Annotated in this window: 14 protein-coding genes and 2 tRNA genes; 13 read left to right on the top strand and 3 right to left on the bottom strand. The window is 62.2% G+C overall.

The genetic code is table 11. The features are described 5' to 3' along the window. Positions 1-64 precede the first annotated feature (64 nt). Entirely contained in the window at positions 65-535 is a 471-nt protein-coding gene (locus tag ACMU_RS19745) for an HU family DNA-binding protein (RefSeq protein WP_051588260.1), read from the top strand. Between the two features lie 12 nt (positions 536-547). Continuing rightward, positions 548-622, top strand: a tRNA-Val gene (locus tag ACMU_RS10440). A gap of 36 nt (positions 623-658) precedes the next feature. Here the strand turns inward: ACMU_RS10440 and ACMU_RS19880 are convergent. After that, a complete protein-coding gene (locus tag ACMU_RS19880; protein ID WP_268870867.1) occupies positions 659-781 on the bottom strand; it encodes a hypothetical protein in 123 nt (40 codons plus the stop codon). A gap of 10 nt (positions 782-791) precedes the next feature. Further along, entirely contained in the window at positions 792-938 is a 147-nt protein-coding gene (locus tag ACMU_RS19490) for a hypothetical protein (RefSeq protein WP_161635664.1), read from the bottom strand. Positions 939-1,010: 72 nt separating this feature from the next. Here ACMU_RS19490 and soxR point away from each other — a divergent pair, with 72 nt between their 5' ends. The 3 genes from soxR to ACMU_RS10425 all read left to right on the top strand — a co-directional run bounded on the left by soxR (position 1,011) and on the right by ACMU_RS10425 (position 2,781). Next, a complete protein-coding gene (soxR, locus tag ACMU_RS10435; protein WP_236626238.1) occupies positions 1,011-1,469 on the top strand; it encodes a redox-sensitive transcriptional activator SoxR in 459 nt (152 codons plus the stop codon). A gap of 62 nt (positions 1,470-1,531) precedes the next feature. Beyond that, positions 1,532-1,607, top strand: a tRNA-Val gene (locus tag ACMU_RS10430). 217 nt (positions 1,608-1,824) lie between these two features. Next, positions 1,825-2,781 carry an NAD-dependent epimerase/dehydratase family protein gene (locus ACMU_RS10425; protein ID WP_035259286.1) on the top strand — a complete coding sequence of 319 codons (957 nt, stop codon included), beginning with the start codon at positions 1,825-1,827 and terminating at the stop codon, positions 2,779-2,781. Between the two features lie 61 nt (positions 2,782-2,842). On the opposite strand, the gene galE is transcribed toward ACMU_RS10425, so the two are convergent. Next, complete coding sequence (gene galE, locus ACMU_RS10420; RefSeq protein WP_035259284.1) at positions 2,843-3,859, bottom strand: UDP-glucose 4-epimerase GalE; 1,017 nt, start codon at positions 3,857-3,859, stop codon at positions 2,843-2,845. Between the two features lie 402 nt (positions 3,860-4,261). Between galE and ACMU_RS10415 the strand changes: the two genes are divergently transcribed. The 8 genes from ACMU_RS10415 (at position 4,262) to ACMU_RS10380 (ending at position 13,044) form a co-directional block, all read left to right on the top strand. Beyond that, the gene (locus tag ACMU_RS10415) at positions 4,262-5,230 is read left to right on the top strand and encodes an ABC transporter substrate-binding protein (RefSeq protein WP_035259282.1); all 969 of its coding nucleotides are present in this window, start codon (positions 4,262-4,264) and stop codon (positions 5,228-5,230) included. Between the two features lie 82 nt (positions 5,231-5,312). After that, a complete protein-coding gene (locus ACMU_RS10410; protein ID WP_035259279.1) occupies positions 5,313-6,341 on the top strand; it encodes an ABC transporter permease in 1,029 nt (342 codons plus the stop codon). 13 nt (positions 6,342-6,354) lie between these two features. Continuing rightward, positions 6,355-7,401, top strand: a complete 1,047-nt coding sequence (locus ACMU_RS10405) for a quaternary amine ABC transporter ATP-binding protein (protein WP_035259276.1) — start codon at positions 6,355-6,357, stop codon at positions 7,399-7,401. A gap of 112 nt (positions 7,402-7,513) precedes the next feature. After that, positions 7,514-8,443: an SMP-30/gluconolactonase/LRE family protein gene (locus ACMU_RS10400; protein WP_236626237.1), complete on the top strand. Its 930-nt coding sequence runs from the start codon at positions 7,514-7,516 to the stop codon at positions 8,441-8,443. A gap of 47 nt (positions 8,444-8,490) precedes the next feature. After that, on the top strand, positions 8,491-9,588 hold the full coding sequence (locus ACMU_RS10395) for a substrate-binding domain-containing protein (protein WP_035259275.1): 1,098 nt from the start codon (positions 8,491-8,493) through the stop codon (positions 9,586-9,588). A gap of 60 nt (positions 9,589-9,648) precedes the next feature. Next, on the top strand, positions 9,649-11,148 hold the full coding sequence (locus ACMU_RS10390; RefSeq protein ID WP_035259272.1) for a sugar ABC transporter ATP-binding protein: 1,500 nt from the start codon (positions 9,649-9,651) through the stop codon (positions 11,146-11,148). Continuing rightward, positions 11,138-12,106 (top strand): ABC transporter permease, encoded by a 969-nt coding sequence (locus ACMU_RS10385; RefSeq protein WP_035259270.1) that lies wholly within the window; start codon positions 11,138-11,140, stop codon positions 12,104-12,106. The genes ACMU_RS10390 and ACMU_RS10385 overlap by 11 nt, the downstream gene beginning before the upstream one ends. Further along, positions 12,106-13,044, top strand: coding sequence for an ABC transporter permease (locus tag ACMU_RS10380; RefSeq protein WP_201769882.1), 939 nt, complete (start codon positions 12,106-12,108; stop codon positions 13,042-13,044). The genes ACMU_RS10385 and ACMU_RS10380 overlap by 1 nt, the downstream gene beginning before the upstream one ends. Positions 13,045-13,054: the final 10 nt, after the last annotated feature.

Here is a 13,054-nt window from a genome sequence, read left to right as displayed (position 1 = left end):
TGTAACGGAAAATCAAGTAACGTTGGCTGCAATAAGAGCAGAGAAACGTATTCCGGAGACAGGCATGGCCACGACCACTCGTAAAACGACAACCAAACCGACAACCACGCGCAAGCGCACCACCACCACCCGCAAGACCACGACCAAGACCGCGGTGAAACCCATTGCAGCGGCTGCCACGACGCCCGAGGTGGCACCGGTTGTTTCGCTGGTCGAAGCTACGGCGGCAGACGCACCGGCCACCGAAGATAAAGCGCCCGAGGCGATGATGCGCAAAAAGGACCTGGTGGATCGGGTTGTCGAAGCGTCGGGCATGAAGAAGAAAGACGTGAAGCCCGCGGTCGAGGCTGCCCTGGTCGAGCTGGGCAAGGCACTGGCTGCTGGTGAAACCCTGAACCTGCACCCGTTTGGCAAGCTGAAGATCACCCGCCGCAAGGAACTGCCGGATGGCGAGGCCCTGACCGCGCGCATCCGCCGTTCAAACCGCCTGGCCGGTGACGAAACCGCCCTTGCGGACAGCGACGGGGACAGCTAATACACCCGCCACGGGTGATTAGCTCAGTGGTAGAGCGCTTCGTTCACATCGAAGATGTCAGGAGTTCAAATCTCTTATCACCCACCATGATTTCGAGGCGCGTCCGAACCGGGCGCGCTTTTGTCATTGGGGCGCAGCGACGCGGAACCAGCGTTGGATGCGGGTCAGCGGATCGCGCGGGGTGCTGGGCGCGCAGGTTTCACATTGCGGAAACAGGATCGGTTGCAGGGCGGTGCGGCGGATCATCGGGGTTCTCCTACCGCTGGTCGGCGGGATTGGCGCGATCAACCGGCAACAGGCCGATATCGCGTGCAATATGCGGGTCGGTCACGCCGGGTCCGTTGCGGCGTGGGGACGGGCGCAGGGCGGCTTGCAGAAGGCTGTGAAAGAGGGGGGCGTGCATTGGGTGTCTCCGGCTTGTCGAATCGTTTGATGGGGTGCAATGTAATTCCTCAAGTTCACTTGAGGGCAAGCCATGGCGACCAGAAAAATGACATCCGATCTGACGGTGGGCGAAATGGCCGCCCGGTCCGGCGTTGCCGTGTCGGCACTGCATTTCTACGAGGCTGAGGGGTTGATCCAAAGCTGGCGCACCCCGGCCAACCACCGTCGTTACGACCGGCGCGAGTTGCGTCGGGTGGCGATCATCAAGGTGGCGCAGACATTGGGCGTGCCGCTGGCCGAAGTGCGCGAGGTGCTGGACGCGCTGCCGCGCGACAGGCCGATCTCGGCGGCGCAATGGAACGCGGCGGGGCAGGTGTGGCACAACCGGCTGACAGCGCAGATCGAGGCGCTGACCGCGCTGCGTGACCAGATGGGCAGTTGCATCGGGTGTGGCTGTCTGAGCCTTGAAAACTGCCCGCTCTACAATCCCGAAGACATTGCCGGGCGCGACGGCCCCGGGCCGCGCAGGTGGACCCGTGCAAAAGAATGATACGAAAAGATGAATTTGTGGCTTGAACCCCCCGGCAACCTTGGTTTAGAACGCGCGTCATCGGGTCGTTAGCTCAGTTGGTAGAGCGCTTCGTTTACACCGAAGATGTCGGGAGTTCGAGCCTCTCACGACCCACCATTCCCCCTTTTTAAATCGGCGATTGCGGCCCTGTCGGGGCGCTGCGCGAGACGTCGGCAAAATTTTCTGCGGTCTGAATGGACCAGGCCCGCGCCATGGGCTAACAATCACGCGTACCGGTTGTTTGCGCCCACCAAGCCCGGTTCGGAATTGATGCCTTTCAGGCCGATCTGTTTACACAAGCAGGGTGCGCGCGCGCATCCGTGGGAGAAGAATTTTGGCACGCATAGTTGTGATTGGTGGCAGTGGCCACGTTGGGGGATACCTCGTTCCGCACCTTGTTGAGGGTGGGCACGACGTGGTGAATGTAACGCGCGGCCAGCAGGCGCCGTATCGCGGACACAGCGCCTGGGCGCAGGTCCAGCAGGTGACGCTGGACCGCGAGGTCGAAGAAGCCGCCGGGACATTTGGCGCCAAGATTGCGGATCTGGGCGGAGAGATCGTGATCGACATGATCTGTTTCACGCTGGACAGCGCCAAGCACATTGTCGAAAGCCTGCAAGGGCGCGTCAGCCATTTCCTGCACACGGGCACGATCTGGGTGCACGGGCACAGCCTGTCGACCCCAACCAGGGAAGCCGATCCCCGCGCGCCTTACGGTGAATATGGCGTTCAGAAAAGCCTGATCGAGGACTACCTGTTGCTGCATGCCCGCCGGACCGGGTTTCCGGCCACCGTTGTGCGCCCCGGCCACATTGTCGGGCCGGGTTGGGAGCCTTTGAACCCGCTGGGCAACTTCAACGTCGGGGCCTTCGGCACCATTGCGCGCGGCGCGCGGTTGGTCCTGCCTAACCTCGGTTTAGAGACGGTGCATCACGTGCATGCCGAGGACGTCGCACAGGTCTTTTGGCGGTCGATAGATCGGCCGAGCGCTTCGATTGGTGAGCAATTCAACGCCGTGTCGGAACAGGCCGTGACGCTGCGCGGGTTCGCCGAGGCGATGTATCGCTGGCATGGGCACATGCCGGACCTGGGCTTTGCACCGTTCGATGAATGGGCCAAGGAGCACTCTGCCGCGGATGCCGATGCAACGCTGGAGCATATCGGCCGCAGCCCGTGCCATTCCATCGGCAAGGCCCGCGACTTGCTGGGATACCATCCGCGCCACACAAGCCTGCAAGCCATTCAAGAGGCCGTCACATGGTTGATGCAGCAAGGTGTGATCGAAACCTGATCAATGGTGGGGTGGTGTTTTACCACCCCACTGTTTTGCAATGTGGCGACCCCGAAACCGGTCAGCTTTCTTCATAGCCTTGCGGGTTGGCGGATTGCCAAGCCCAGGTATCGGCGCACATGGCGTTCACGTCGTATTGAGCCGTCCAGTTCAGCAGTTTTGCCGCCTTGGTGGCATCGGCAAGGCTGATCGCGACGTCGCCGGCGCGCCGTCCCACGGCGTTCCACGGGATATCTCTGCCCGAGGCGGCCTGAAACGCGGCCACCATCTCCAGCACGGTCACCCCGCCGCCGGTGCCCACATTGATCGGCTCGCAACCGGTGTTTTCCATGCAATAGGGCAGGGCGGCCAGATGCGCGCGCGCCAGGTCGACCACGTGGATATAGTCGCGCTCGCCCGAACCGTCGCGGGTGTCGTAATCGGTGCCAAACACCTGCAGCGCATCGCGCCGGCCCACTGCGACCTGCGCAATGAACGGCATCAGGTTGTTGGGGATGTCGTTGGGATCCTCGCCGATCTGACCCGAGGCATGGGCGCCCACCGGGTTGAAATACCGCAGCAAAACGGCGCTGGCGTCAGGCCGCGCCGCGCACCAGTCGCCGATCATCTCTTCGATCATCAGCTTTGACCGGCCATAGGGGTTGGTGGGCGCCAGCGGGTGCGCCTCGTCGAAAGGCAGGTATTTCGGCACGCCATACACCGTGGCCGAGGACGAGAACACGATGCGCTGGCAGCCCGCGGCCTCCATCGCGTGCAACAACGCGACCGAGCCCTGCACGTTGTTCTCGTAATACATCAGGGGTTTGGCGGTGGATTCCCCCACCGCCTTGAGACCCGCCAGGTGGATCACCACGTCGGGTGCGAATTGGGTCATGGCGTCGGTCAGGGCGGCACCATCGCGGATATCGCCCTCGACCACTTCAAAGTCGCGATTTGTGATGCGGCGCACGCGAGCGGGCGCGGCGGGCGACGCGTTCGAGAAATTGTCGAACAGGCAGGCCTCGTGCCCTTCGGCCAAAAGTTCGGTCAGGATGTGTGAGCCGATGTAACCGGCGCCACCGGTCAGAAAGACTTTCATATGGAGAATCCAGGAAAACAGTGAATTAGAGCGGCAACAGGACAGGCCACGCATGCAGATGCCTGCGGTGCTGGAAGCACAGAGTTTAGGGCACTGGTGGTGAACATGGAATCCCGTGGTAAACCCGCGAACGGTAACACCCTTTTGAATACGGATTTTGGTCGCGAAACCAAGTGCGACGAAGTTCGGAAGATAAGTCTGTGCATGGATGTCGCGTTATAGCGACATTTGCCCAACAATTGTGCGGCGATATCACGCCTCGTACATTTGACCTTTGGGAGGGCGGTCTCTATGCTGGTCGCCATGATCGAGTAATCGAATACGCAGGCGCCCTTAGCGCCCCGTAGACCGGAGGCCGGCCTAGCAGCCCGGGCCCCAGATCAAATCCAACAAGGGAAAACGATGATCAAGAAAACCGCGATAGCCGCAGCCGTATTAACAACATTTTCCGTCGCAGGGGCCGCGCATGCGGATTGCGGCGAAGTTTCGATTACCGAGATGAACTGGGCCTCCAGCGCCGTGGTCACCTCGGTCGCCAAGTTCCTGATGGAGCAGGGCTATGGCTGCACCGTGGCAACGGTGCCGTCGTCGACCGTTCCGGCACTGGTTTCGGTGGCCGAAACCGGCACGCCCGACATTGTGACCGAGCTGTGGACCAATGGCGCCCCGGCTTATGGCGAGCTGTCGGATGCGGGCAAGATCACAACCGTGGCTGACGTTTTGTCGGATGGCGGCGTTGAGGGCTGGTGGGTGCCGAAATACCTGGTGGACGCGCATCCCGAACTGGCCACGATGGAAGGTGTTCTGGCCAACAAAGACCTGCTGGGTGGTCGGTTCCACAATTGCCCCGAAGGCTGGGCCTGCAAGAACACCAATGGCGATCTGGCCAACCTGTTTGGCCTGCCAGATGCGGGTTTCGAGATCTTCCAGCACGGGTCGGGTGAAACGCTGGCGGCCTCGATCGCGGCTGCGTTTGAGAACGAAGAGCCGTGGCTGGGTTACTACTGGGCGCCGACGGCGATCCTGGGCAAATACCCGATGGTCGCCGTTGATTTCGGCGTGCCGTATAACGAAGAGGCTTTCCTGTGTGCCGCCGATGGCGATTGCACCGCGACCGAGCCGTCGGCCTTTCCGATTGGTCCGGTTAAGACCATCGTGACCACCGACTTTGCCGACCGTTACCCCGAATTGGCCGAGCTGATGGGCAACGTGGCCTTCACCAACACTCAGATGGGCGAAATCCTGGCATGGAAAGACGCCAACAACGCCACCAACGAAGAGGCGGCGGTGTTCTTCCTGACCAATTATCCCGATGTGTGGGCCGATTGGCTGAGCGATGAGGCCAAGGCCAAGCTGGCGGCGCTGCTGTAATCCACTGAAATTTGAGAGGGCGCCCAATGAGGCGCCCTTTTCATATCCGTCCGGACGCAAGAAAAATGAAATCGGGGAACAAATGGCGAATTACGAAAGCGCGCTGAACGCGCTGGGTCTTGAGGAATGGTGCAGTTCAGAGGCCAATGACGGCCCGGTCACCATGGCAGAGTTGCTGGCACGGGCCGGTGCAGAGAAAGAGACCTCGGCCTGGGACATTCCGTTTCCCTCGCTGGATACGCTGAACAAGGCTTGCCCGCCGATCCCGCGCGCGCGCGATATGACGGACGGGGTGGAGCAGGCGTTTATCGACATCAAGAACCCGCTCAAGGCCGTGCTGGACCCGCTGACTGAACCGCTCAGCTGGGCGCTGGACGGCTCATTGGCCTTGTTCCAGGCGCTGCCTTGGTATGTTCTGATCCCGTTGCTGCTGTTGCTGGTTTGGGCCGTCACGCGGTCGGGGCGGTTGGTCGGCTTTGTGGCTGTGTCGTTCTTGTTCCTGTCATTCGTTGACCTCTATGTACCGGCCATCCAAACGCTTTCGATTATCTTTGTCTGTACGGCGATATCGGTGTTGCTGGGCGTGCCCATCGGCATCCTGATGGCGCGATCCAACACGTTGCAGCGGATCCTTGTGCCGGTTCTGGATATGCTGCAAACGCTGCCGACATTCGTCTACCTGATCCCGCTGATCTATCTGTTCAGCGTGACGGAATCGAAGCTTTATGGCATTGCGATCATCCTTTACGCCGTTGTGCCGGTTGTGCGTCTGACCAATCTGGGCATTCGCCTGGTGGATCGCGACGTGATCGAGGCCGCCGATGCCTTTGGCATGACCGCGCGGCAGAAACTGCTGGGCGTGCAAATCCCGCTGGCGCTGCCCAACATCATGGCGGGCGTCAACCAGACCATCATGATGAGCCTTGCAATGGTGGTGATTGCCTCGCTGGTATCAGCGCCGGGGCTGGGCGTGCTGGTCTTGCAGGGCATTCGCGAGCTGGAACTGGGCGTGGGTCTGGTCTCGGGCTTTGCCATCGTGTTGCTGGCCATCATCCTGGACCGGGTGACCAAGGCATCGCTGGCCCGCATCAACACCACGCAGTCGCATTAAGGAGGGCCCGGAAATGAGCGATATCAAGGTCTCGATTCAGGGTCTTTATAAGATCTTCGGTGATAACCCCGACACCGCCATGCAGCATGTGGCCGACGGGATGGACAAGGCGACGCTGCTGGACGAGCACGGCCATGTGCTGGGCCTGCAGGACATCAATGTGGACATGCGCGCAGGCGAGGTGACGGTGATCATGGGGCTGTCAGGGTCGGGCAAGTCGACGCTGATCCGCCATATCAACCGCCTGATCGACCCGACGGCGGGCAAAGTGCTGATCGACGGTGAAAACGTGCTGGATTACGACGCCGCGCAGCTGCGCGAGATGCGCCAGCGCCGCATGTCGATGGTATTTCAGAAATTCGCCCTGCTGCCGCATCGCACGGTTTTGCAGAATGCCGGGATGTCGCCGCGCATTCGCGGGGAAGAGGCCGAGGCCATCGAGAAGGCCGCGCAGAAATGGTTGGAGCGCGTCGGTCTGGCCGGGTTCGAAGACAGCTATCCGCATCAATTGTCGGGCGGTATGCAGCAACGTGTGGGGCTGGCGCGGGCGCTGGCCTCGGACAGCGACATCATGCTGATGGACGAGGCGTTTTCGGCCCTTGACCCGCTGATCCGGTCCGACATGCAGGATCTGCTGCTGGAGCTTCAGAAGGATCTGCACAAGACCATCATCTTTATCACTCATGACCTGGACGAGGCGCTGAAACTGGCCGATCACCTGGTGATCCTGAAAGACGGGTATGTGGTGCAGCAGGGCGAGCCGCAGCATATCCTGCTGAACCCCAATGACCCGTATATCGAGGATTTTGTATCGGACATTAACCGCGCGCGGGTTTTGCGCGTCCGCTCGGTGATGAAGCCGGTGAACGGCTATGCCGACTTTGCCGGTGTGGTTGATGCCGATGATACACTGGAAAACCTGATCGAGCTGTCCGAAGGCGACACGACGCGCCGCTATCTGGTGCAGCGCGACGGCGACGATGTTGGCGTTCTGGACATGAAGGCACTGGTGCGGGCCCTTGTGCCACAGCATACTGCGGATCGGGGATCAATACGCTAAGGGGTCCGAGTTAAAAACTCTTTCCAATTTGTCCTACAATACTATAACCTGAATTGACTAGGCGATTCCGGGCCCGCAAGGCCCGACGCCTCCATCGGTTTGGGAGGGCAGGATGGACCATATGGCCAATATGTACGGTCCGCATCTGGAGGTGCGCGATCCGGCGTTTCGGGCGCTGTGCCTGGCCAATTGCCACATGGAAAAGCTGTGGGATGGCGGGCGCTGGACCGAGGGGCCGGTGTATTTCGGCGACGGGCGGTACTTGCTGTTCTCGGATATTCCGAACAACCGGATCATCCGGTTTGACGAGACCGACAATTCCACATCGGTCTGGCGGTCACCATCGCGCAATTCCAACGGTCAGACCCGCGACCGGCAGGGGCGGCTGATCAGCTGCGAGCATTCCGGCCGGCAGGTCACGCGCACGGAATATGACGGGCAGATCACCGTTCTGGCCAGCCATTTTGACGGCAAGCGGCTGAACTCGCCCAACGACGTGGTGGTGTCATCCGACGGCGCGGTGTGGTTCACCGACCCGACCTATGGCATCGATGGCGAGTACGAGGGCGACCACGCGATCAGCGAGATCGGTGGCAGCCACCTGTACCGGATCGACCCGCAAACCGGCGCGGTCGAGGTTGCCTGCGACGACTTCGTCAAACCCAACGGGCTGGCCTTTTCGGCCGACGAAAGCAGCCTTTATGTCTCGGACACCGGCGCCACGCATGTGCCCGACGGCCCGCGCCATATCCGCCGCTTTGACGTGGCCAATGGCAAGCTGAGCGGGGGCGAGGTGTTCTCGGTCTGCGACGCGGGGCTTTATGACGGGTTCCGGCTTGATGTGCAGGGCAATATCTGGGCCTCGGCCGCGGATGGGGTGCATTGCATCACCCCGGATGGCGCGCTGATCGGCAAGGTTCTGGTCAACGAGACCGTATCGAATGTCTGTTTCGGCGGACCCAAGCGCAACCGGCTTTACATCACCGCCACGCGGTCGATGTGGGGCGTCTATATGGGTGTGCAGGGGCTGCCTTATTTCTGAGTGATTACAAGTACATAAACTCATCTTGACGGTTTAGGGAGGACGACATGTTCAAGATCACAACGGCGCTGGGAACAGCGCTTCTGGCCCTGGGTGGGCTGACGCAGGCTGTATCGGCCGAGACCTATCGGCCCGAATGCTTTGCGCCCGAGCCTGGCACATCGACCATTCAATACGACGCCAAGGACGGCCCTTATAAGCTGGCTTTTGTGAACGGATTTGCCGGCAATGACTGGCGCGTTCAGGCAATCCAATCGGCCAAAGCCTGGGCCGCGCGCCCCGAAAATGCGGGCAAGATCGAAGAGTTCAAAGTGGTCTCGGTTGGCAATGACGCCACCGCGCAGATCGCCGCCATCGATAACTTCATCGCTGCAGGCTATGACGGGATCACCTTCATCGCTGTGAACCCGACCGCGTTCAAAGGCGTGATCAGCCGCGCAAAACGCGCCGGTACGGTTCTGGTGCCGTTCGACAATATCCTGGACACCGATCAGGTTGTGCAGGTGAACGAAAGCCAATTCGCACTGGAAGGGGCCAAGGTTGACGGGGTTCTGGACGCGCTGAAGGCGGCGGGCAAAGAGCCCAAGAAGATCCTCGAAGTGCGCGGGCTGCCGGGCAACTCGACCGACCGTGACCGCTCGATCGCTGTGCATAACGCGTTGGAGCCGCTGGGCGTTGAGATCGTGACCGTGGTGGGCAACTGGGACACCGGCACCAGCCAGAAGGTTGTGGCCGACGCGCTGGCCACCCATGGCGAGTTTGACGGCGTGATCAGCCAGCACGGCACCGCCGGCACCATCAACGCGCTGCTGGCCGCCGGTCACCCGACCATCCCGATCGGGGGTGACGGCGAAAACGGCGTGCGCCTGCTGATGAAGGAACACGGTATTCCGGGCGTGTCTGCCGTATATGCGCCGGCCATGTCGGCGGTGGCTTTGGAAGCCGCTGTTGCGCTGCTGGAAGGCAACGAGCTGCCGCAATCGGTGCATCTGCCGATCCCGACAGCCGTGACCGCGGATTTTGTTGATGGCGAGAACATGTTCACCAGCCTGCCGAAATCCTTCAACCTGGGTGTTGGCTATCCCGAATGCTTCGAGGTGTTCACCCCTGAAGAGCTGATGGGCCAGTCGCCCGACAACCAGTAAGCCAACTATCGGCGCGCGCGGGGGCATCCGCGCGCGCTGATTTTAACGGGACAGGGCAAGATGAGCGCATTTGTCGCCATGAAGGGCGTGTCGAAACTCTATGGCGCGACCAAGGCGTTGACGGGCGTGGATTTTGCCTGCGAGCCGGGGCAGATCCACGCGGTTCTGGGTGAAAACGGGGCCGGAAAATCCACATTGATGAAGCTGATGTCGGGGGTGATCCAACCCACCGAAGGCGTGATCGAACTGAACGGCACGCCCGTCACCTTGCCCAGCCCGCGCGCGGCGCAGGCGGCGGGCATTGTGTGCATGTTTCAGGAATTGTCGCTGGCTGCGGATCTGAGCGTGGGTGAAAACATCCTTTTGGGGGCACCGGGCACCGGGTGGGGCTTTTTGCCCCGCGGACGGCTGGCGCGGGCGCGCAAACTGCTGGACCGGATCGGCGGCGAAGCGATCGCGCTGGGCGCGCGGATCGAGGCGCTGACCCTTGGCGAACGCCAGCAGGTCGAGATCGTGAAGGCGCTGATGCGGGCGCCGAAACTGCTGATTTTGGACGAGGCGACCTCGGCCCTGACCAGTACCATTGTGGACAAGGTGTTCGACGTGCTGCGCGAATTGAAGGCGCAGGGCGTGGCGATCCTGTTCATCAGCCACCGGTTTCACGAGGTTGAGGCAATAGCCGACCGTGTGTCGGTGTTCCGCTCGGGCCAGCATATCGACAGCTTTGCCGCCGGCAGCCGCAGCCAGGCGCAGATCATCGACCTGATGATTGGTCAGCCGATGGACGAGCTGTTCCCGCCGCGCAACGCAGGCGATATCGGCGACGAGGTGTTGAAGGTCGAGGGGCTGCGCCTGCCGGGCGGGTTCGAAGACATCAACCTGACCGCGCGCCATGGCGAGATTGTCGGCATCGGCGGGCTGGACGGGCAGGGGCAGGGTAAGTTCCTGCAGGCGCTGTTTGGCATCATGAAAGGCGTTCAGGGCCGGATCGAGGTGAACGGGGTGCCGCGCAGCATCACCTCGCCCCGCGATGCGGCGTCTGCCGGTATTGCCTTTGTGCCCGAGGATCGCAAGACCGAAGGGCTGATCCCGAATATGAGCATTGGCGAGAACCTGCAGCTTTCGGCGCTGAGCCGGTTTCGCGGCGGTTTGATCGGGCGCGGCAATGGTATTGATCCGGCCGCCTATGACGCGCTGATTGCTGAGCTGGAACTGAAATTCGCCGGGCTGGACGCGCCGGTCAGCAGCTTGTCGGGCGGCAACCAGCAGAAGGTGGCGTTGATCAAATGGCTGGCTCTGGCGCCGGATTGCCTGCTGTTGCTGGACCCCACGCGGGGGATCGACGTGAAGACCAAGGCGCAGATTTACCGCCTGATGCGGCGGTTGTCGGCGCAGGGGATGGCGGTGGTGCTGTTGTCGACCGATTACGACGAGCTGGTGAACCTGTGCGACCGGGTGCTGGTGTTTTACAACGGGCAGATCGCGCGCAGCCTGTCGGGCGACGCCCTGACGCCCGAGGCGGTGGTGGCCGCGTCCATGGGGGTGGCCGATGCTGCGTGATTACCTGAAAAACAACCGGCGCGAGGTTTTGGCCATCGCGTTTTTCCTGCTGGCCTTTGTGGCCTATCTGTCCACCCATCCGCGCGGCGTGTCGACCTATGTGCTGACGATCTGGGCCAACCAGGCCACGGTTCTGGCGCTGGTGGCGATGGCGCAGTTCTTTGCGGTGGTGGTGCGCGGGCTGGATCTGTCGGTGGGGGCGGTGATGGCGCTGTCGAACACGCTGGCCAGCCACGTGGTGACCGGATCGGGGGGCGAGGTGGCGGGTGGCTCGATCCTGGTGCTGGCGGTGGCGACGGGGTGTGGGCTGATCAACGGGGCGATCATCGTCTATGGCCGCATCCAGCCGATTGTGGCGACGCTGGCGACGGGCTCGGTCTTTACCGGTATCGCGCTGTTGCTGCGACCAACACCGGGGGGCGATATCGACGCCACGCTGGCCGATGCGATGACCTATGACGTGGCGGGGGTGCCCACGGCGCTGATCCTGCTGGGCGGTATCCTGTTGGCGATCCACATCCCGTTCCGGCGCACCGGGCTGGGCGTGGCGATGTATGCCATCGGGTCAAACGAGGCCGGGGCGGTGCAATCTGGCGTACGCGTGGATGCCACGCGCCTGACGGCCTATGCGGCGGCGGGGCTGTTTGCGGGGCTTGCGGGCAGTTTCGTGGGCTATGTCACCTTTTCGGGCGATGCCAATATCGGGCCCAGCTATACGCTGAACTCGCTGGCCGCTGTGGTGTTGGGGGGCGTGTTGCTGCGCGGGGGCGCGGGCACGTTGCTGGGCGCGGTTGTGGGGGCGTTCATCCTGCGCACGATCTCGGCATTGATGTTCTTTTCCGGGCTGCCGCCGCTGGCGCAGCCGTTCTTTGAGGGCCTGATCCTGGCCATTGCCATCGCGCTGGGCGGCGCGGATGTGTTCCGATTGCGCAACAAGCTGGAGGTGTTGGAGCGATGATGGGGTTTGCCAAACGCCATGCCGATCCCCTGATCCCGCTGATCGGCTGTGTGCTGCTGATCGGATTCGGCGCGCTGTTCTTTCCAAAGTTCCTGACCGCCACCTATCTGCTGCAACAGGTGCAGATTGCCGCCTTTCTGGGCGTGATCGCGACCGGTGCGATGGTGGTGATCCTGCTGGGCCAGATCGACCTGTCGATCCCGTGGACGCTGGGCGGGGCGGCGATAATCTCCACCGCGATGGCGGCCAGCGGCCACACGGCGCTGGAGGTTCTGGCGATCCCGGCGGGGTTGGGCTTTGGCCTGCTGGTTGGCGTGATCAACGGCGTCGGCGTGGCGGTGTTCCGCATCCCGGCGATGGTCTGGACATTGTCGGTGAACGCGATGCTGCTGGGACTGGCGGTGATCAACACCGGCGGGTTCAACCCCAAGGGCGAGGCGTCGGGGCTGATGATCGCGGTGGCCACCAAGACAACGTTGGGCATACCCAACGCGGCGCTGCTGTGGCTGGCCTATGGGGCGGGGGTCTTGTGGCTGTTCCGGCGTACCACGTTCGGGCGGGCGCTGTTTGCCATCGGCAATTCGGAAAAGGCCAGCTTTCTGTCGGGTGTGAATACCACGCGGGTGATCTTTGCGGCCTTCGCGCTGGCGGGGTTCAGTTCGGCGCTGGGTGGGTTGCTGTTGGCGGGCTATGCCAACCAGGCGTATCAGTCGATGGGTGACCCGTATCTGCTGCCAGCGATTGCGGCGGTGGTGATCGGGGGCACGTCGATCCTTGGCGGGCGGGGCAGCTATGCGGGCACGGTGGCGGGCACGCTGTTCGTGACGCTGCTGACCTCGGTCCTGTCGGTGTTCCAGATCGACCCGGCGTGGCGGCAGATCCTGTTCGGCGCCATCATCGTGGCGATGCTTTTGACGCAAAGACGGCGCATCATGTGACACGCGGGCT

It is taken from the genome of Actibacterium mucosum KCTC 23349, from assembly GCF_000647975.1.
GTDB lineage: Bacteria > Pseudomonadota > Alphaproteobacteria > Rhodobacterales > Rhodobacteraceae > Actibacterium > Actibacterium mucosum.
Note: the sequence above shows the minus strand (reverse complement) of the source record. Positions and strands in the feature narration are given on the sequence as shown.